This window comes from Nocardia sp. CA-128927 (genome assembly GCF_050955855.1).
In the GTDB taxonomy this organism is placed as follows: Bacteria; Actinomycetota; Actinomycetes; order Mycobacteriales; family Mycobacteriaceae; genus Nocardia.
This window is the reverse complement of the sequence record NZ_CP192087.1, coordinates 2,774,888-2,794,476: the sequence shown is the minus strand read 5'-3', so window position 1 is coordinate 2,794,476 and position 19,589 is coordinate 2,774,888. Positions and strand designations below refer to the sequence as shown.

Sequence of the window (19,589 nt, the reverse complement as noted above, 5' to 3'; positions counted from 1 at the left end):
GGCCAGCATTAGTCGGATGCACTCAACTTTATCCGGCCGGAAGTACGAGGGTATCAGCGGCATCGGAGCCGTCAGCGTTCGGCGAGGACCTCGCCGATGTACCGGGCAACGGCCGCGACCGAGGCGATGGTTCCCGGATAGTCCATCCGGGTGGGGCCGAGCACACCCATGCCGCCGAGGATCGCGCCGGATGTGCCGTAGCCGGTCGACACCACCGAGGTGCCGCGCATCTGCTCGACCTGGGTCTCCTCGCCGATGCGCACGGTCACGGTGCCGGGCTGTTGCGCGGCGGCCAGCAGCTTGAGCACGATCACCTGCTCTTCCAGGGCCTCCAGCACGTCACGCAGCGAACCGGGGAACCCGAAATCGGCCGCGTTGCGGGTCAGATTCGCGGTGCCGCCGAGGACGAGTCGTTCCTCCGGATGCTCCACCAGCGTCTCGACCAACACCGTCGACACCCGGATCAGCACATCGCGCAGGCGCAGCGGCGCCCGCTCGGGTAGCTCCGCCACCGCCGCCGAAGCGTGCGCCAGCCGCTTGCCGTCCATCGCACCGCCGAGCATGCCGCGCAGGGCGGCCAGATCCTCGTCGTCGATCAGCGCGCCGAGCTCGACCAACCGCTGATCGACCCGGCCTGTGTCGGTGATCACCACCAGCAGCAGCCGCGCGGGATTCAACGCGACCACCTCGATGTGCCGCACCGTCGACGCGGACACCGACGGGTACTGCACAACCGCGACCTGCCTGGTCAGCTGGGCCAGCAGGCGCACACCGCGGCGCAACACGTCGTCGAGATCGACCCCCGACTCCAGGAATTCCATGATCGCTCGCCGCTCCGCCCCCGACAGCGGCTTCACCTCGGCGATCCGATCCACGAACTGCCGGTATCCCTTGTCCGTGGGAATGCGCCCGGAGCTGGTGTGCGGTTGCGTGATGTACCCCTCCGCCTCCAACACCGCCATATCGTTGCGCACGGTCGCACTGGAAACACCCAGATTGTGCCGCTCCACCAGGCTCTTCGACCCGATCGGCTCCTTGGTCGCGACATAGTCAGCGACGATCGCGCGCAGGACCTCGAAGCGCCTGTCCTCGGTGCTGGACATCCGCCCCACCTCCTCGCTTCGTCGTCGGGAACGCCGCCACCGGCGAACCCTCATCGCACAACACCATGCGAATCCCGGTCCGTCTGCTCAATCAGTCTAATTGCCTGTACCCGAATCGCCCTGCTTGCACACTGGGCGGGGGCTGGGTCCTCGTCGGGTTGCTTCGAGTTGGCGGCCGGTGATGGAATTTCGGAACTCGGTGGAACCGATCGCCGACTTACTGCGTCGGTAGTAGATAACGGATCGAATCTCGAAACAGGGGGGCAGGCCGGTGGATGATGAGCGCCGTGAGGCAGCGCGAGTGCGCAACGACGAGCTGCGTGGCCAAGTCGATTCGCTGCTGGAGACGTTCGAACAGCAGCGCAGGGACCTGGCCGAGGCGCAATCCACGCTGGCGTCGACCACGGTGACGGCATGGTCCTCGGACAACCTGATTCGTGTGGTGAGCAACGCGGCGGGCGTTCCGGTGGAGGTCCATGTCGAGCCGGAAGCATTCAAACGCTCCAGCCCCGAGAAGCTCGGCCGTTCCATCACCGAGGCCGTGCAGGCCGCCGCTCGGCAAGCCGTGGACGCAACTCAGCAGGCGATCGCGCCGATGGAGGACGTGACCGCGGGGCTGCCCGACCTCTCCGATCTCGTTCCCGGCGCGCCCAGCATCCGCGACCTGGTTCGAACGATGTTCCCGGAACCGCCCACCCCGGAGGCGGCACCTCTACCGCCCGATGACGAAACCGAGGACGAGTACTACCGCAACCGCTCGTATCTGCAGGACCGCCCATGACCGACTTTCGGGCAGACCCAGATGCGTTGCGAGCCACCCGTTCCGGATTCACCGATGTCTCGGACCGAATCGCTGCCGCCGCCAAGAACTTGCAGCGGGTGATCGATGCCGAAGGCGAGTGCTGGGGTTCCGATCAGATCGGCCGGAGCTTCGCCAAGAACTACACGCCGAGCGTGCCGAAAGCATTGAAGGGCGTCGACGGTCTCAGCAAAGCCATGAACAATCTGGGCGACCGCATGGTCACGACGGCTAATACGCTGCAGAACCGCGATCAAGCCAACGCCGCCAAGCTCAACCAGATCCAACCCTGATGGGTATCGAAATCCCGGAGTCCCTGCAGTGGGTCGCCAAATGGATTGTCGGGGCCGGTGATTGGCCCGAGGGCGACGAGACCGCGATGTGGCGCGTGTCCGATGCGTGGACGGCGATGTCTTCGGCGCTCAACGAGCTCGACGATGACGCCGGACACGTAGTCGCGCAGGCGCTGGCCGCCATCGATGGCCAAACCCACGACGCGATCGCCGCGTACTGGGATCAGATGACCGGGGAGAAGGGCTCCTGGACCGGTCTGATCAAGTATCTGGACAGTCTCGCCGACCAAATCGGTGACGGCGCAGCCGATATCGAGCAAACCAAACTCGTCATCATCGGCACGATGGTCATCTTCGCGATCGAGATGGCGCCATTGCTGGCGACCGCGTGGACCGGAATCAGTGCCGCGGGCGCCGTCGCCCTGCGGGTAGCCACCCAGGTCACCATTCGGATTGCGATCAAACAACTGATCGCCCGCATGCTGACCCGCGCCGCGGCCAAAGCTGCCGCTCGGGCCGCGTTGCACGGCGCCATCTACGAGGCGATCGAAGAAGGTGGCCTGGAAATAGGCACCAAGATCCTGCAAGTGGGGATCGGCCACCGCGACGAAATCACCGCCAAGGATTGGAAAGACGCGGGCGTCTCGGCCGCCGCAGGGGCCGCGGGCGGCGCGGTGGGTGCGGGGCTCGGCACCGGTCTGTCCGGTGCCGCCGACGTCGCGGCGACGCGCATCGGCCGCGCCACCGTTGCGGCAACGTCTGAAGCCACGACCGGTATCGCGGGCGAAATCGCCGGTGCCGCAACCGCTGCCGCTCTCACCGATCAGCGCTTCAACCTCACCCTCGACAGCATTACGTCCTCGGCTGCCCAGGGCGTCCCCGCGGGCATCCACTCCGTGAGTAACCATCACAGCGATACCGATGCGCCGAACATCGACGATCTGGGTAATAACCCGCCTGCGCCGCCGAACACTCCGCAACTCGACGGCACCGAGACGGCAGCCAATAACCCGGACACACAAGCCAACCCGAGCGATACGGAGCATGGCACCCCCGCGCCGAGCAACGAGAACACCACACCCGCTCAGACGCAAAACCCCACGGCGCCAACGCCGGACACCACCACTCAGCCGAGCAATACTGAGGCGAAGAGTCTCTCGACACCGAGTCAGGCCGACACCACCAGTCCTGCCTCGACCAATCCCCAGTCGCAGAGCCCCGCCGCCACCAATGTCGGCACCGAGGCGACTGCTCCCAGTAACACCAGCGCGCCGACCGACAGCACTGTCGGGCAACCGAATTCGAGCCCATCGCAGCCGAGCGATACTGCGACCGACGCTCCCTCAGCGCCGAGCCACAACGACACCCCTCAGTCGCAGAATCCGGCCACGAACCTCGCTACCGAGGTAAGCAATCCCGCGCCTACCAGTGCGCCGACCGACAGCACTGTCAGCCAACAGGATTCGAGCCCGTCGACAGCAAACAGCACCGAGACCAGCGCCCCCTCGGCACCGAATCACCCCGACACCCCCGCTTCGAACAGCCCTCAGCCGCAGAACCTCGGCACCGACGCGAGCAATCCGGCGCCAACCAGCGCGCCGACCGATAGCGCCGTCGGCCAACCGAGTACGAGCACGTCCGTACCGAACAGCACCGGAACAGAATCGGTCACGCGTCCCAACGATGCCGCAAATGCCGACCCCAACCACCAGAACCCGGCCGGGACCCCGAGGCCTGCGGATACGACCCAGGTGCCCAGCACGGCTGCCGGGCAGCCGAATCACCCGAGCGCACCGCAGGATTCGACCGCTGCGGCGCCGAGTACGCGCGACAGTCAGCCCGCGACCCCGGTCCAAGCCGACAACGCCGCGAATCCGACACCGCCGACACAGCACACCACTCCGGACCGAGTCGATTCCCAGCCAAGCCAAGCCGCGCCGTCGACCAGTACGCTGCCACCGTCGGCTCCGGTCGGATCAACGCAAAATCAGAACGCAAACTCCACGGCCACAACAACTCCCGAATCCACCACAACCAGCACCGCAACCGCGACGGCGCCGCCCATCGGCACCACGCCCGCGCCCGCCACGCCGACCACATCGGTCGCTCCGACCGCAGACACCACGCACCGCCCAACGACTCCGGCGTTCGACTCAGGCAGCCCCGTCCAGCAGACAACGGCCAGCCCGGCACCGGTCAACCCGGCACAACAGACGCCCGCCACTCCGGCACAACAGACACCGGCTAGCCCGGCACAACAGACGCCCGCCGGCCCGGCACACCAAACACCGGCCAGTCCGGCGCAACAGACACCCGCCAGCCCGGCACATCAAACACCGTCGGCTCAGCAAACACCGGCCAGCCCGGCGCCCGCCACTCGTGGCGTCCCGCAAGCCGGCACCTCCGCACCTGTCGGACCCACACACACCACGGGCGACCAAGCGCGCCCCGCACCAGTCAGCCCCACACAACCCACCGTCGACTCGCGACCCACTCCCCCGAGCCCGGCGCAATCCGCGGCCGACCCAACGCGGTCCACCATTGACCCGACCCGGCCGGCACCCACCAACCCCGCACCATCCATGCCCGAGCAGGCTCACCCCGCACCAGCCAGCCCGACTCAGCCCACGCCGGACCGCACTGCCCCCGCATCGCTCTCCTCGACACCTCGGCCGTTGCCGACCGATCGACCCACGCCTGCGCAACCCCTCACTGCGCCAACAGAATCCGGCACACCCCCGCCAAATCCGACGCAGCATGAAGGACCAGCGCAAACACAGCTCGACAGCCTTCAATCGGACCGCGCGGGTACGGACCGCTCACCCGACCCACACACCGAAGAAACCAACCCCGGCGACCAAAGTCCACAAGACCCCACGCACCCCGATGACACGGCTCATCCTCGCGACGACGCACTCCGAGGAACAGAAGATGGCACTACTGATCTACTACAACCAGATCAGGAACGACCCGACCGAGATGGAGTACCGGTTCGGGCCGACGAGGGACAACCTCGATCGCACCCTGATCATCGACAAGACGACCAACACCGTCCGGACGAACCAACCGGAGGACGGGATCTTCCGCGCCACAGCGGGCCGGATCGCGATTCGAGCCCAACGCGAGAGAACCTGGCCCCAGAGCGGCGTGATCGCCTCGTAGACCCCGCCCCACCCACCCGCGCGACACCCGAGACTTCCACTCCCGCACAACCACACTCGGCGACACCGACGCACACGAACCCCGCTCCACTGGCTGCGGACCACACCCTCGCGCCGGCCACTTCGACGTCGACGCAACCAGATTCACCAACACCGACGCATACGCCGCCCCGCAATACAGCCCCGGCGACCCCCCACCAAGCCACGCCCAGCGTCTCGTCGCTCCCCCCGGGCTACAGCCACCTCGACCCCACCTTCCACCAGCAACAGTCACGCCTACCCGACTGGTGGCCCCGCCAGGCCAACCCCACCCCCACACCCCAACCGGGCGACACACCGACCCACCGCGATCCAGACGCGAACCCCAGAAACCGACCGGACCAACCCCGCCCGGTCATCGATAACTTCATCGCTCGCGCCCCGGAATCCCTTCCGCCGCAACGCCACCCCGGTCGCGACGCGACCCCCAACCGCCGCCCACCCCAGCCGCCCCAAACACCTGCCCACCGTCCGAACCCGGCGACCCGCCAAGCCGATCAAGCCCGCGCGGCCCGCGAGTTCTTCCGACACCAAACACCCGAGGCAGGCCGGGTCACCCAGGTAACCCCCAACGGCAACCCCCTCGCCACCAACCGACCGGCCTTCGACATCCGCCGCTTCCCCAACCAAGCGGTAAGCGTGCTCACCCTCCGAGTACACCTCGCCCCAGGCCAATACACCTCACCCCTGGACATCCAAAACCTCATACAGACAGCCCAAACAGCAACCGACCGAGCCTTCAACACGGCCCCCCGCCTACTCAACGGCGACCGCCTCCTCGTCGACATCGTCTTCACCACCGACCCCTCCACCGCCCACCTCCAAGTAACCGCCACCCAGGCCCCCGGCAACCTCAACAACTGGTCCGTCCACGCCCACCCCGACACCCTCATCGACAACATCCGCCAACAAATCGGGCTGCCCCCAACCCAATCCGGCACCAACCCGAGCCTCAGCCCGACCGACCTGCGCCAGATCAGCAACAATATCGCCGAAGCGAACACCCCAACTTCCTTCACAAACCTTCCCGACACACGGGTCATCGACCACCACCGGCTCGACGATCTGGAATACGCGGAACACCAAGAGGCGGTCGAGGACTCGCTGCGAGACGGTGACCGCTTCACCCGAGGTGCTGACCCCCGAACCCACCCCTACGGCCGGCTGATCAATGACGGTGGGACAACCGTTTCGGGACGCCGCAACAACTGTCTCGACAACGCCCTGGCAGCACTGTCGTCATTCTTCGGTCGCCCGCAGGTCGCCCTGCCGAGATGGCCGGATCTCCTTTCCGACGGGACCATCGACCAGAACAGTGGCGAGGACGGAGGGCTGGAACGCGCGGCCAATTGGCTCGGCAGCTGGATGTCGAGCTACCGGAATCAAGGCCTGTCCCTACCCGAACAGTTCGATGCCGTCCACGACTGGATCGACCAGTTGGGCCCAGGCTCTGCAGCACTCGTCGTCAATTCGTGGCACGCCCGCGACGCCAACAACGTATTCCAGTACGACTCGAACGGAAACCCGATCTCGAGCGGCAGTCACGCGACCGTCATCGTGTATCCGCTCGGCGCGACCGGGCCCGTCTGGTGGGATCCGCAGTCAGGCGCCATATCTGACCACCCACCGGCCTGGATGGTCGACTATTCAACCGATCTAAGGTTCACACCGATTCCACCGGACCAAGGAGCAGGCAATGCCGGAGCAGTATCGAACCAAGGACCAAGTGGAGCAGTACCTGGCACAGATCTTCAATCCCAATCGGAAGTACCGGCTCAATCCGTTCGAGAACGGGTGGGTCTGCAGTTCGATCCTGACGCAGGAGGAGATCGCAGCAGGTCGAGGGTTGGGCTCGACGAGGCTGGTGATCGATTCCGAGACCGGAGTGGTGATCGAGTATCCGAGTTGGTCGGACCAGATGGTGATGGACGACTACAACGAAGCGAAGCGGACCGGACGAGCACCGATGGGCGGTCAGGTGTACCCACCCCGGTGGCAAGTGACCATCGACCGGATTCGGGAGGACCCGACCGAAGTGGAATACCTGGTCCACGTGTCCTCGCAGACGCAACCGGCACTACGACACCAACTGATCATCAACAAACAGACTCTCCGGTCCCGGACCGAAACGTCGGCGATTCCTCCGGCGTGCGCGCAAGCGAAAGCTTGGGCATACGCGAACCGGAGCCCGGACGGGACGTGGCCCCAACGCGGGACGTTCAGCTTCTAGGGCCGACAAACGACACTTCGCCCCAAGACGGCGTCACACCTCCGTCGCAGGTCACACCGACAACCGACGATCAGAACCTCGGAACGAGCCGTGTTGACGACGCGAACTCGGCTACGCGGCAAGCAGATCAGACGTCCGCGGCACACGAGCCCTCCCGGCACGAGATGCCCGAGGCGCAGAGCCAGGGAGCAGTCAGTGCCCGACCAGTATCGGACCAGGCAGCAAGTGGAGCAGTACCTGGCACAGATCTTCAGTCCCGACCAGAACTTTCTGATCTATCAGTTCGAACACGGCTGGGTAGTGAGACCGACGCTAACACCGGAAGAGACGGCCAACGGTCAGGGACTGGGCCTGGGGAACTACGTGGTGAACGCCCAGACCGGAGTAGTGACGGCCCACGCGAGTCTCGCTCCGATGATGATCGGGGAGATGTACGACGAAGCGATACGGACCGGGCAACCAGTCCGGGGCTACCAGGTGTACCCACCGCAGTGGCAAGTGACCTTCGAACGGATACGGGAAGACCCGACCGAAGTGGAATACACAGTCCAAGCATCGTCAGCGACGGAACCACCCACCCAACAACAACTGACCATCAACAAACAGACACTCCGGTCCAGGACCAACACACAAGCGATCCCACCAGCGTGCGCCGAAGCGACAGCCTGGGCACACGCGCACAGGCAACCGGACGGGACGTGGCCGCAACGGGGGACGTTCATCTTCTAGGCACACCGCAAGACACCCGCCCCCGCGACAACACCGCACCCACAGCCACGTCACCAACCACCCGTCAGCCTCTGGCCCCCACCCTGGACTCCGATCACTCGCTGCCTCCCGACCCAGGAGCAAGAGGCCGAGACCGCTCAGGCCGTTCCATAGACGCGGACAACCGCAGATACCCGCCGTACACCAACCCCAACGCCCACACCCGCAACGACAGAGGCCCCCTCGAAAGGTCGACCGATCCGCACGCCGCGCGCAACGCCGACGAAGCTGCGCGAACTGCTCATCCGGTCTCAAATGAACGCCCATCCGACTCCCGGATCGAACGCTCTGACGACCCGAACGCAGCAACGAATTTCGAGGAACAACAACGGGTGGCGAACCCTCCGCTCGGTTGGCGACCGGAGACCCCGCACATCGAGCCGGCGACCCAATCGGCAGATCACAGCCCACCGCAGGACACTCCGGAACGGGGTCAATCAGGACCGTGGGTCGACGCGGATGGCCGCGAACACTATCCCCGCGATCCGCAAAACACGTGGCGTGACGCGAACGGCCAGATTCACGGGCAGGACGGCAGGTTCACCAACGACCCGTATCGGCGCTCCGAGGTGGATGTGGAGGCCCAGCGCGGCGACGCCCGATCGCATGAGATGTCCGATGCTGCTCGGAGTAGACATCTCGAGCTCGCCGCTGAGCGGGAGCAGGCAAAGCGGGAGCGCGACAAGCTGATTCAGCATCGCGACCAGCTGGCCAATGAGCTAGGGGTGGCTGCCAAGGACCTCAACCGGCAAAACAGGCGAGCAACAATCGAAAGATTGAGGATTCATGCTCTGATGGTTGGCGATGCCAGCCAGATAGCACGAATCGATGCGCTGGAAAGGGCGGCAACCGAAACTTCCCAGGCAATTTGGGCTGTCGTCGACCGCGCCGAACAAGCAGGAATGAACGGTGCCCGCGATCTCATCCGAGAGCATGCGCTGATTCTGACCGGCCGTGAAGGAGAGGGCCCGGGGAAAGCGAATACCCTCGATCTCGTGGCCCTGGTGTCTCGTGGTCCGGGGCAAGACCCACACCTGCTGGTCTTGGAAGCCAAGGGGTTCGGCTCAACTCTTGGTTCCCGGATGGTCGACGGGCTCCGTGTCGAGCAGGGAACACGCGAATACCTGGACTGGATGCTCAAGAACGACCAAGCCTTGCAGCAGGCTCGGCAGGAGCTAGCTCGCACGAACCCTGAGCTATCACGTGTAGTGGAACAAGCGATCGCGCAGGGGCGCGTCGACTACCAGCTGGTCCATGTCGAGCTCGATCGCGTCACGGTGACCGAGTTCAATATCGAACCTCGTGTGCAAACTCAGGAACTTGGTGTGGATCTCGTCCGCACGCCAGAGCTGGTCCAGGAGCAGTGGCGCGAGCAGGCGAGGGGGTTCCTGCAGCAGGCCGACGTCAGATTTGTCGAAGCGATCGAACGCCAGATCGAGCAGATAAATCAGCAACCGCTTCGCGCTGACCAGCACGGACCAGCCTTCTCGGCTCGGCAGGTCGAGGAACGTCAACAGCAACGAGAACAAGAGCTGGCCTATCGCCGACAGGATATCGAGAGGTTGCAAGCGCATGCTGCGCAGTATCGAGAGTCGTTGCAGGCCTTGGCCGCCGGCGATCTCGAAAGGGTCGCGGCCGTTGCGAAATTCTACGGTAGAAACCCGGACGCCAGGCTGGTGGCGGAGCCTGTCCGAGAACAGCAACCGGATCGAACCACCGCACCACCGGTGCTTCATATCGAGGTCAACCGCGGGCCTGATCTGGAGCCAGTCCGAGTTCCCTTCGATTCGCAACTACGGCGTGACACTCTCATCGCCCTCCGGATGTGGGAAGGCCTGGATCCGCGGACTTTGGACATCATTAGAGTTACCGACATCGGCGGCGCGACGCCGGCGCAGGCACTGGAATTGCAAGAGATTCAAGAACGGGAGGCCGCGCAGCGTACCGCAGCACGTGAGCGAGACGGGCGCGGTCAGGAACGCGGACGGGAGCGTTGACCAATGCCGCTCAAGTTCGGAGCGAAGCTGACATGGAAGCGCAGGGGCGGCGAGTCGGCCGGACAGCGTCGTGGATTTCAGCAGGGAAGTTGGTGCGATGAGTGACGAAGGCAAGGTCGATGCCGAAGCCGTGGTCGACTTTATCCGAACAGCCGGTCAGTTCGACTGGACGTGGGAGACCGGCGACGTTGAGAGATTCAGTTCAGCTGCCCGTTGGCGACCAGAAACCAGTGCTGATCCAACCATTGTCTGGGCTACAACAGCTGCACGCCCGGGGAGCCACTGCGCTTACTTCGACCTCACCGAAAACAGGATAAAACGAGTGGCTTTCTCAGTCACCGGCATTGTCGACCCGGCCCCGCCAGGATTCTTGGCGGAGGCGTTCGACCAAACCAACAAGAGGTTGACCGCCCGCTTCGGCAAGCCAGACTTGCATGAATCCAGCCTGAGCCTGATGTCGTGGTGGCGAACACCGAAATTCATCATCGAGCTGATACTGGCCGAATACAGTGTGGTCGTAGCGCTGATCAAGCCGGATGATCCGGGGATCATACGTGAGATTGAAACTCGGTCCATCATGACCGAGTACATAGCATCTAAATGGGACGCCTTCACGAAAACCCTGGCTATTTACCTTTCGGAGCTCCCGAGCGGCACCAAGCTGATCGTGGAAGCGGTGGGAAACAAATACGCACAGTTCGCACAATACGATACCGAGTTGTACGCCGAGATTTCGGGCAACGAGTTTCTCGAAGAACCGATGACAGCAGAATCAGAGCAAGCGCTCATCGACAGCGGATGGCATGCGCCCATAAAGCATGTGGAACAGCGCGGGAACTGGTACCGCACCATCTCGGGGCCCAGCTCTATCGAGGAGTTCACGGCACTCGCACACGCTACAACCATTGGGCTGCGAGACGCATTACAAATCCATACAACCGACGACCTTACCGCCTACGGATGGATTGATGGCCCGGGAGAACTCGACCTGACCGGCCTGAAGGCCGCCGTGGGGGCGATACGAAACCGCAGGTAGGGCCCCATCAGTACAGAAACCGCCTACAATTCGATTCCGCGCGCTTGGAGTTCTTCGACAAGCATCCAGTAATCCGGCCTGAACACCGAGGCGAGTACATTACCGTCGAGCATCACCAGTTCGCCGATGAACTTGGAGGTTTTCCAGAATATCTTCTGATCGCCATCGGTTACTCGCAATATAGGCGCGCCAAGAATTTCGTTCAAAGACGCACTTGCCGCGGCGAAGGTATCAACCGACACTTCTCGCGGCAAGGATTCGACAGCGTCGGTCAGGTGGATCACAACTTGATTGAGCGTGCCATCGAAGAGCTGGAACCGTGCGAATGGCTTCTCGAGTGGAGCCTTCGTCAACATGACAATCGTACTCTCGGTACCGAAGTCAGCCGGCTTCCACCCCACAATCTGACTGAACCGCTGAACATCTTCGACTCCCCACGTCCAGTCGAAATCAACGGCCGCACGGAAAAACTCGACCGTGGCCTCGATATCCACTTTCGCGCTCTCGCCCATGAAATCCCCACTCCGCGCTCTACTCGAGGTTGTTGTCCAACCATTATCCTACCGCAATTGGATGCCCATGTTCAGTCCAGCCTCATCCCGCACCGAACGGGAGGTGCGATGCCGTGACAGTGGGTTGTGAAACGGGAGAATTGTCAATAGCAGACGGAACTGACTCATCCGCGGCCCCACCGGTCGATGTCCGACCAGGGTCGCTTGCCGAGGAACTGCTGGCAAGCAGAATGGGCAGTTGGCCTGAGCCATCGGCGATGCCGCTGATCCTGGACACCGACATAGGTAGCGAGCCTGACGATGCTCTTACCCTGGCTGTTGCGGGCGGCCTGCCCAGCCTGTCACTGGTAGGTCACCAGCGATGAGCGCAGCGGTAGCAGGGCGCGCTCGGCTCGCCATCTACTCGATCTACTCGGGCGCACTGACGTTCCCGTCGTTGCCGGGTTGGATCGCGGACACCAATTCTCTTGGGCAGCAGATGACCTCCGCTGCCGCGGACTTTCCGACGCTCAGACACCGCGTGCATAAAGCTCGTCAACGATTGCCCAGTAGTCCAGCCGGATCACCGAAGCCGTCACGTTGTGGTTGAGAACTACCAGTTCCGCGATGAAGTTCGCCGACCTCCACAAGACCTTCGGTTTGCGGCCAACGGATTGCACGAGAGGTTGTCCGAGCGTTTCATTCAAAGAGGTGCTGACGACTGCGAACGCGTTCAACTGGAATTCTCGCGCTGGTGACTCCACGAAGTCGGTGAGGTCAATCGTCACCTCATCGATCCTCCGTCCGTCGAGCGTGAACGTCGCGAACGGCTTCTCTAGTCGAGCCTTCGTCAGCATGACGACCGTACTCTCAGTGCCGAAGTCGGCTGGCTTCCATCCTAGGATCTGACTGAACCGCTGGACGTCCTCGACTCCCCACGTCCAGTCGAAATCAACAGCCGCGCTGAAGAATTCGACTGCGGCCTCGATGTCGACTTTCGCGCTGGCACTCATGAAATCCCCTGCCCCCGGATCAAATTCAGGTCATCGTCCAGCCGACACCCTACGCGTGATTGACTCGCACTCACACGGATGTTTCGGCAGCGCTGGGCTGCTCTGATCCGATCTGGACCTCAGATGAAATGGCATTGGTCGGCGGGGAGTAGGCGGAGTAGGCAGAGGCCGATGGCGCCGAAGAAGACGATGCTGGCGAAGGCGCCGCGGGCGGCTTCGGCGGAGCCGGAATCGAGTAGGTCGATCTGGGCTGCTGTGGCGGTGGGGAGTTCGGCGGTGGCGGTTGCTGGGGCGGTCATGGCGACGGTGGCGGCGATTGTTCCGGCGATGAGGAAACGGGTGGTGGCGTGTTTCATGTCGACTCCTTGATGGCGGCCCCGACCGTGTGGGAAAACGTACGCTTTCCCTGAGCCATCGGGTAGCCGCCAGCATTGGTGGCTTGTCGGTGAGTTGGGTGCCGGAGTCGGGCTAGGGGATCGCGTGCAAGACCGTTGGGGTGATTTGGGCGGCTTGGATGCAGGTGTCGAAGGGGAAGGGTGGGGCGGCGGGGGCGAGGTTTACCGAGACGGTGAGTAGGTGGGCGTTGTTGGCGGTGGGTGGGTCGGCGCGACGGTAGTTCAGAGTGATTGCGCAGCTGGAGTTTTGGCGGGTGGGGTCGGTGGACTGGACGGTGCGGAGCTCTATGCCGGTGAGTCCTTCGACGTTCGTGTGACGCGCGTATTGGATGGACTGGCCGCCGTCTAGGCCGGAGGGTAGGCGCAGGACCTCGCCGGTCTTGACCATCTGCTCGCTGGTTTGGTCGAAGGAGATCTCGACGGTGGTGCGGTGGGCGCCGCCGGGTTGGACGAGGGTGATCGCGCACTTGTAGGCCTTGGACCAGCCGACCGATGTCATCTGCCAACCGGAGAACTGTCCGGTGATCTGCGATGCGGCCGCACAGGGGTTGCGCTGCATCAGTGACCGCCCGGCCTGGTCATCGATGACGCGCGGCGGCAATGCGGCGAGGCTGTCGATGGTCGCGGCGAGGTATTCCCTGGTGAATCGGCAGGGCTGCGACCATGGGACGGGTGTCTTGGCTGAACCCGCCAACTTGGAAACGCTGAGGAAGTGCGCGAATCCGGTGTCTCCGGCGGGGATTCGGTAGTCGCAGCTGTATGCGTCGGGTCTGTCGTCGCTGCTCGCGCTGCGATACACGGTGCGGCCGTTGATCTGCTCGGTTTTGTCCGCCGCTCGTTTGTCCGCGGTGTAGAGCTTGTCGAGTTCGAGGTTGAACGAGTAGTAAGCGTCGTCGGGGGCGCTGAGTATCAATCCGCACCCGGTCCAGCCGCTGCCGCGTTCCACGCGGGGACTGCGGTCGAAGCGCTGGAATACGCCGAGGCGTTCGGCGAATTCGCGATTCAACAGGGCACACGGGTCGGTCGCGCGGATCCGCGCCATGAGGTCGGCCGTGCCGGGCGCGATGGCAGCCAGTTCCGCCGAACCTGGCGTCCCTACCTGCGCTTTCGCTGCCCGCGGGGCAGTGGTTTCGGCGCTGGCTCGCACGGTTGATTCTTTGGAAATGGTGCCGCATCCGCCCAGCGCGACAGCGACCGTGGCTATTGCTACCACGGCCGCCCAGCGCCGACTGCCGCCCACGATCAACGGCAACTCCCTCGGCTTATCGAACGATCCACGGCAGGTTAACCCAATTATGGGCGCTCTCTTGCAGATTCTCGGATACCCGGCAAATCGTGACCGAATCAATGTCGGAATCCATGCCACGCGAACAAAACTCATGATCAACAGCCGCTGGGCAGGCGGCGACGGCCGGCGGTCAGCTCCTCGATGAGGTCCTCGTAGCCGACGGCCAGTTCGGCGAGACGCTCCCAGACGAACCAGAGATCCCAGTCGGACTCGTCGGCGAGGGCCGCGTAGGCGCGGGCGGTGTGCTGGGCGAGGCGGTCGATGATCGCACCGATGGTTTCGGTGTGCAGATAGGCGCCACCGGGCGCGACGGGGAGGTGGGCGGTGACCCAGCGATCGATGTCGCGGACCTGGCGGGTGCGGTATTCGTCTATCTCGTGGATGGTTTCGTGCGCTGCGGTCAGCCTGCGTTGGTGCAGAGAAGTCAGCTCGCGTGCTGCCCCCAGCAATGGATGGTCGGCGCGCATGCCACGACAGGCTTGCAGCACTTGGCTTCTCGTCGGCAACAAGGCACTCAACCGAGCGACCCTCCGATCTTTGGACCGCGTATCCGTTGCGGCAGTGCGGCGCTCATCGGATGGGCTTCCTGGCGCAGGCCCGGAGGTAGTCGATGACGACGGCGCCGGAGGGGCGAAAGGTGTCGCGCGGCGGGACAATCCAGGTGCGGGAAGGGATCTGGGAGTCGGCCGGGGACGGGAGGGCGATTTCGCCGCCGAACGGGACGACGGCGACGTCGAGGCGGAATAGCTCGGTGAACAGGGAGTTGTCCTCGGGGATGTCGGGACGGCACAGGAAAGTCCAACGGCGGGAACGGATGTGGGCCACGACGGGGCCGAGGGGACAGCCGCGGAACAGCATGTCGTCGCGGACGCGCAGGCCGAGGCGGGCGGGCATGGTGATCGCACCGACGAAGCCCGCTTTGACCACGATTCGGCCTGCTTCCGGGTGGATGCCGGCGGGTAGACCGCAGGTGCGGCGGTAATAGGCACAGCGGGAAATGGGGGTATCCGTGAACGTAGGGTCGTTCATATCGAACCTCGACTCGCCTTGATCGGTCGCTTGGTGCGCCCGATCCGAGTGGACCTGAACCCGCTCGCGCAGATAAGGTTTCAGGACTTCGATGACACGGACCGGGGCGCGCCTTCAGTAGAGCACCGGAAATTATCGGCGGGAAAGTTCCCAGTGGTGGAACCAGGGGAAAATTCGCAAGGTTCCAAGGATTCCCGTCATGCGGTTCCAGTTGCATACCTGGCCAATAGTGAGGCTACGAAAGGGAATTGCCGTGACCCCCACCGGATCGACCCTCCCGCGACGCATGCTGGCACGTCAGCTGCGCGAACTCCGGGAGCATTCAGGCGTCAGCGCGGAAATCGCCCGGCAGGCGATAGGCGTTGGCAAGCAAACACTTTGGCGGATGGAAACCGGGCAACCCGTCCGGTTGAATCCGCTGTTCATCGAGCGGTTGTGCGCGGTGTACGGTGCGCGCGACGACGTGACGCGGATGCTGCTCGGATTGGCGGAAGAGGCGCATCGCACCGGATGGTGGCATGCGTATGGGGATGCTGTTCCGAAGCATTTCGATTTGTTTGTCGGGTTGGAAGAGGCTGCTAAGAGGATTGTCTCGTATCAGACCACGCTGATTCCCGGGCTGCTGCAGACCAATGAATACCGGCGCGCTATGACCTGGGTGATGTCCCCCACGATGCCGACAGCAGAAGTCGAACGCCGCATCGAAATGTTCACTCGACGGAAGGCTCGGGTAACTGCCGAAGCCAACCCCGTGATCCTCGATGCCATCGTGGACGAAGCGATGCTTCACCGGGCGATCGGCGGCCCCGCCGTCATGGTGGATCAGCTCAACTACCTTGTGACAGTGGGCAATCTCCCGAACGTCTCGGTGCGGGTGGTTCCACTCAGCGCCGAGGCGTACGGCGGGCTCCGGTTCGGGCCGTTCGTCATGCTCGAATTCCCCAGGCACCCAACAGCACATCTCACCGAACCTCCGGTCATCTACATGCAGGGCTTCACCGGTGCGCTGTACCTTGAGAAGACCGAAGAGGTGCAGCAGTATCAGCAGGCGCATGCCGATCTGCAACGTTCGGCATTGGATGAGACCCGCAGTCGCTCTCTCATCCGCAAGATCGCGAAGGAGTACGCGACGTGAACAGAGACCTATCCAACGCTGCTTGGTTCAAGAGCAGTCACAGCAGCCCGGATCAAGACTGCGTAGAGGTCGCGTTTCTCGATGGGGGCACAGTCGGCGTTCGTGATTCGAAGAACCCGACCGGCCCGGCGCTGGCCTTCAGCTCCAGCGAATGGGACACCTTCACTATGGGTGTCGCCGGTGGCGTGCTCGACCTGCCACGAGGCTGATCAGAGCACGTGAGCCGGGCCCGGGACTTCGCCTGCGCGAGGTCCCGGGCCCCGACCTCGGCCGACGTTGGGCATCCGCCACCCACGGCGGCGACCTGCGGTGCGACTCGCTTGCACGCAGGTAGACCCATCGGTAGCGTCAGCATGATCTGACGGGGGGCGGAGAAGCCGGTCCGGCCCCATGCGATCGATTTCGAGCACCGGCGAGCGAAGGATCTGATGACGAACAGGTCGAACTCGTGGCGGCTGGTTACTCTCGCGCTCGGTGCTGTATTCGCGATCGCTGGGTGCGGGCCTTCGAACGATGGCGACCCCAAACCGACGGGTAACGCTCCGACGTCCAGCTCGGGCGTTGCTGCCGACGTTCCCACCGGCTTTGACCCGTGTAAAGACATCCCCCAGTCGGTCTTGGACTCGGAGAAGCTTCACGGCCAGGACAAGGCCGACTCGAATGCCTCGGGCGGAATCAAGTGGCGCGGTTGTTCGTGGGTTCAGTCGGACGGGTACGCGGGGAGCATCCAGACGACGAACATCACTCTCGACGCGGTGCGGGCGAAGAAGTTTCCCGACGCCAACGAGTTCACCATCAACGGCCGTAAGGCGATATCAACACGACAGGTGGATTCACACCCCGAGGCCGCTTGCACATTGAATGTGGAGATGAAGGGTGGAAGCCTCGAGTTCAACCTCAGCAATCCGCCATCGAATCGCAACACCGGACAGCTGAACACATGCGATCTCACTCGCACTCTGGCAGAGAAAGTCGTGCCGACCCTACCTGCCACGGCATGATATCGAGTTAGCGGTCGCTCTTACTTGGGAGGGATGGATTCATGGGAGACGATAAGGCGCCACAGCCTCGGCCGATGGCGAACATCCTCACCGAGGCGAGGGAGGGGCGGCTAGGTATCGAGATGAAGGCGGAAGACTTCGTCTACATCGACCGTGATTGCCAGTATTTCAAGGAAGCGATCCGGGAAATCCAACGGTCGGCGGATGCCATCTACCGGCAGGATCGATGGGGTCTGGGCGAGACCGAGGATAAGATGGTGTCGGCACAGACTCTGGTCGATCGGTTTCGCAAGAAAGCCAACCAAGCGGCCGACGGTAACTCTGTCTGGCAGATCATGGAAGAGCACTACCGGATAGTCGAAGACATACAGGAAGTGCACCGGGTGATTCGAGAGCGAATGATGCAGGCGGACAGCAACTTTGCCAGCGAGTTCACCTATCTGAACGAAACACTTCCCCAGAAACCGCCCGCTCAACTCCCCGCTGGCCCATACCTCCTCCCGGATGGGACCGGCCGATGAGCGGATACGAGCCGACACGGATTCCAGGCGGCGGCGAGCACACGGACAAATGGGATCACCCCGAGATCAAGGACGCCTTCGCGCCACTCGACACCACCAACGCGATGGAACAGGCCCAGAAGTACTGGGGGTTGCACCAAAAGTGGGAGCAGGGTGTCGAGACCTTCGCACGCTCGATCCAGAAGTCGATCGCGCAAGCATGGTCCGGTCCGGCCGCCGACAAGTCCAAGGAATCAATCCAGAACTACACCAACGAGGCTCGTAACCTCAGCCCTGCCCTGGCGGAACTGCACACCCGCGTCCGCGATGCCGCGACCGCGATCGTCAACACCAAGAAGGCGATCCCGGACCCGGTGGTCGTCACCTGGACCTCATGGGCTTGGCCCCCGCACCGCTGGGACCTGCAGCGCGACCAGTCCGAGGAGACGCAGAAGGCGCGCACCGCGATGAACGAGCACTATGTGCAGCCGTTCAGTCAGATGGACGGCAAGATCCCTGTGCTCCCGACGCCGACCAGCCCGACGAAGGCGGTCGATATCCCGGCCCCACCTCCCGGCGGGTACCACCCCGACGACGGCAACGGCACCCCGAGCCAGCCCAAAACCCCTGGCACCAACCCCAATTCGAACAGCCCCGCGGTCCCGGGCGACAAGGACGGCGACGGCAAGCCCGACGAGCCGACCACCGAGGACCAGCAGCCGACCGACAAGTCGAAGACGGAGCAGACCACACCCTCCTCGACGACCCCGAGCAACACCCAGACCACCCCGGCGAGCACCAACCCGGCCACCACGCCGACACCGGGCACCCCCACCGCCACCGATCCGGCGAAGACGGTGCCGACCGGCACCGGCACACCGCACTCCCCCGGTAGTCCGGGCAGCCCCGGCAGCCCGGGTTCGCCGAATTCGAAGACTCCCCAACCGGGCCGCAGCATCCCCGGCACACCTGGCGCCCCCGGCACCGCATCCAACCCGGCCGCCGCAGCAGCGGCCGCGGCCGGCCGTGGCGCAAGCGGCACGCCAGGCATGGGCGCCCCCATGGGCGGCCGCGGCGGCGGCAAGTCCGAGGACGAATCCGAACACAAGATCCCCGACTACCTGATCACCCAGGAAAACACCGACGAACTACTCGGCGACCTCCCAAAGACCGTCCCCGGCGGCGTAATCGGCGGCGACATCCCCACCTGACCCCGCGCCCCCTTCGGGTCGCCCGAGGCCGAGCAGGACATCACGGCGGCGGCACACCGCGTTTCGCCGCCATATCCCGCTCGCGACTCCGAGATCGTGG

The 19,589-nt window shown here is 63.9% G+C and carries 23 protein-coding genes and 1 pseudogene; 12 read left to right on the top strand and 12 right to left on the bottom strand.

The annotated features are described in order from the left end of the window. Positions 1-71 precede the first annotated feature (71 nt). Complete coding sequence (hrcA, locus tag ACQPW1_RS13255; RefSeq protein ID WP_357382850.1) at positions 72-1,103, bottom strand: heat-inducible transcriptional repressor HrcA; 1,032 nt, start codon at positions 1,101-1,103, stop codon at positions 72-74. Between the two features lie 271 nt (positions 1,104-1,374). Here hrcA and ACQPW1_RS13250 point away from each other — a divergent pair, with 271 nt between their 5' ends. Further along, complete coding sequence (locus tag ACQPW1_RS13250) at positions 1,375-1,884, top strand: YbaB/EbfC family nucleoid-associated protein (RefSeq protein ID WP_433663013.1); 510 nt, start codon at positions 1,375-1,377, stop codon at positions 1,882-1,884. Further along, complete coding sequence (locus tag ACQPW1_RS13245) at positions 1,881-2,195, top strand: WXG100 family type VII secretion target (RefSeq protein WP_433663012.1); 315 nt, start codon at positions 1,881-1,883, stop codon at positions 2,193-2,195. The genes ACQPW1_RS13250 and ACQPW1_RS13245 overlap by 4 nt, the downstream gene beginning before the upstream one ends. On the opposite strand, the gene ACQPW1_RS13240 is transcribed toward ACQPW1_RS13245, so the two are convergent. The 4 genes from ACQPW1_RS13240 to ACQPW1_RS13225 form a co-directional block, all read right to left on the bottom strand. After that, positions 2,156-3,241: a hypothetical protein gene (locus ACQPW1_RS13240; RefSeq protein ID WP_433663011.1), complete on the bottom strand. Its 1,086-nt coding sequence runs from the start codon at positions 3,239-3,241 to the stop codon at positions 2,156-2,158. The genes ACQPW1_RS13245 and ACQPW1_RS13240 overlap by 40 nt on opposite strands. 122 nt (positions 3,242-3,363) lie before the next feature. Then, entirely contained in the window at positions 3,364-3,555 is a 192-nt protein-coding gene (locus ACQPW1_RS13235; RefSeq protein WP_433663010.1) for a hypothetical protein, read from the bottom strand. Between the two features lie 186 nt (positions 3,556-3,741). After that, positions 3,742-3,867 carry a hypothetical protein gene (locus tag ACQPW1_RS13230; protein ID WP_433663009.1) on the bottom strand — a complete coding sequence of 42 codons (126 nt, stop codon included), beginning with the start codon at positions 3,865-3,867 and terminating at the stop codon, positions 3,742-3,744. Between the two features lie 315 nt (positions 3,868-4,182). Further along, on the bottom strand, positions 4,183-4,317 hold the full coding sequence (locus tag ACQPW1_RS13225) for a hypothetical protein (RefSeq protein ID WP_433663008.1): 135 nt from the start codon (positions 4,315-4,317) through the stop codon (positions 4,183-4,185). A gap of 809 nt (positions 4,318-5,126) precedes the next feature. Between ACQPW1_RS13225 and ACQPW1_RS13220 the strand changes: the two genes are divergently transcribed. Then, positions 5,127-5,357 (top strand): hypothetical protein, encoded by a 231-nt coding sequence (locus tag ACQPW1_RS13220; RefSeq protein ID WP_433663007.1) that lies wholly within the window; start codon positions 5,127-5,129, stop codon positions 5,355-5,357. 794 nt (positions 5,358-6,151) lie between these two features. Here the strand turns inward: ACQPW1_RS13220 and ACQPW1_RS13215 are convergent. Beyond that, positions 6,152-6,478, bottom strand: a complete 327-nt coding sequence (locus ACQPW1_RS13215) for a hypothetical protein (protein WP_433663006.1) — start codon at positions 6,476-6,478, stop codon at positions 6,152-6,154. Between ACQPW1_RS13215 and ACQPW1_RS13210 the strand changes: the two are divergent. From ACQPW1_RS13210 to ACQPW1_RS13195, 4 genes and pseudogenes are all read left to right on the top strand, one after another. After that, positions 6,362-6,991: pseudogene (locus ACQPW1_RS13210) on the top strand (toxin glutamine deamidase domain-containing protein); the annotation flags it as partial. The gene ACQPW1_RS13215 and the pseudogene ACQPW1_RS13210 sit on opposite strands and share 117 nt — an antisense overlap. Positions 6,992-7,091: 100 nt before the next feature. Then, entirely contained in the window at positions 7,092-7,625 is a 534-nt protein-coding gene (locus tag ACQPW1_RS13205) for a hypothetical protein (RefSeq protein WP_433663005.1), read from the top strand. A gap of 1,100 nt (positions 7,626-8,725) precedes the next feature. Next, positions 8,726-10,390, top strand: a complete 1,665-nt coding sequence (locus ACQPW1_RS13200; protein WP_433665606.1) for a hypothetical protein — start codon at positions 8,726-8,728, stop codon at positions 10,388-10,390. A gap of 97 nt (positions 10,391-10,487) precedes the next feature. Beyond that, entirely contained in the window at positions 10,488-11,426 is a 939-nt protein-coding gene (locus ACQPW1_RS13195; RefSeq protein ID WP_433663004.1) for a DUF6301 family protein, read from the top strand. Between the two features lie 23 nt (positions 11,427-11,449). On the opposite strand, the gene ACQPW1_RS13190 is transcribed toward ACQPW1_RS13195, so the two are convergent. The 6 genes from ACQPW1_RS13190 to ACQPW1_RS13165 all read right to left on the bottom strand — a co-directional run bounded on the left by ACQPW1_RS13190 (position 11,450) and on the right by ACQPW1_RS13165 (position 15,642). Continuing rightward, the gene (locus ACQPW1_RS13190; protein WP_433663003.1) at positions 11,450-11,938 is read right to left on the bottom strand and encodes a DUF6301 family protein; all 489 of its coding nucleotides are present in this window, start codon (positions 11,936-11,938) and stop codon (positions 11,450-11,452) included. Positions 11,939-12,447: 509 nt separating this feature from the next. Then, positions 12,448-12,930: a DUF6301 family protein gene (locus ACQPW1_RS13185; RefSeq protein ID WP_433663002.1), complete on the bottom strand. Its 483-nt coding sequence runs from the start codon at positions 12,928-12,930 to the stop codon at positions 12,448-12,450. Between the two features lie 119 nt (positions 12,931-13,049). Then, positions 13,050-13,286, bottom strand: a complete 237-nt coding sequence (locus tag ACQPW1_RS13180) for a hypothetical protein (RefSeq protein ID WP_433663001.1) — start codon at positions 13,284-13,286, stop codon at positions 13,050-13,052. A 112-nt stretch (positions 13,287-13,398) separates the two neighbouring features. Further along, entirely contained in the window at positions 13,399-14,706 is a 1,308-nt protein-coding gene (locus ACQPW1_RS13175) for a DUF3558 family protein (RefSeq protein ID WP_433663000.1), read from the bottom strand. Positions 14,707-14,708: 2 nt separating this feature from the next. Then, complete coding sequence (locus tag ACQPW1_RS13170) at positions 14,709-15,101, bottom strand: DUF4254 domain-containing protein (RefSeq protein ID WP_433662999.1); 393 nt, start codon at positions 15,099-15,101, stop codon at positions 14,709-14,711. Between the two features lie 82 nt (positions 15,102-15,183). Then, complete coding sequence (locus ACQPW1_RS13165) at positions 15,184-15,642, bottom strand: DNA-directed RNA polymerase subunit beta (RefSeq protein WP_433662998.1); 459 nt, start codon at positions 15,640-15,642, stop codon at positions 15,184-15,186. Between the two features lie 253 nt (positions 15,643-15,895). Between ACQPW1_RS13165 and ACQPW1_RS13160 the strand changes: the two genes are divergently transcribed. From ACQPW1_RS13160 to ACQPW1_RS13140, 5 genes are all read left to right on the top strand, one after another. After that, the gene (locus ACQPW1_RS13160) at positions 15,896-16,777 is read left to right on the top strand and encodes a helix-turn-helix domain-containing protein (protein WP_433662997.1); all 882 of its coding nucleotides are present in this window, start codon (positions 15,896-15,898) and stop codon (positions 16,775-16,777) included. Then, on the top strand, positions 16,774-16,986 hold the full coding sequence (locus tag ACQPW1_RS13155; RefSeq protein WP_433662996.1) for a DUF397 domain-containing protein: 213 nt from the start codon (positions 16,774-16,776) through the stop codon (positions 16,984-16,986). Before ACQPW1_RS13160 ends, ACQPW1_RS13155 begins: the two co-directional genes overlap by 4 nt. 219 nt (positions 16,987-17,205) lie before the next feature. Beyond that, positions 17,206-17,778: a DUF3558 domain-containing protein gene (locus tag ACQPW1_RS13150; protein WP_433662995.1), complete on the top strand. Its 573-nt coding sequence runs from the start codon at positions 17,206-17,208 to the stop codon at positions 17,776-17,778. 74 nt (positions 17,779-17,852) lie between these two features. Continuing rightward, the gene (locus ACQPW1_RS13145) at positions 17,853-18,299 is read left to right on the top strand and encodes a hypothetical protein (protein WP_433662994.1); all 447 of its coding nucleotides are present in this window, start codon (positions 17,853-17,855) and stop codon (positions 18,297-18,299) included. Then, positions 18,296-19,489, top strand: coding sequence for a WXG100 family type VII secretion target (locus tag ACQPW1_RS13140; protein ID WP_433662993.1), 1,194 nt, complete (start codon positions 18,296-18,298; stop codon positions 19,487-19,489). Before ACQPW1_RS13145 ends, ACQPW1_RS13140 begins: the two co-directional genes overlap by 4 nt. Positions 19,490-19,589 lie beyond the last annotated feature (100 nt).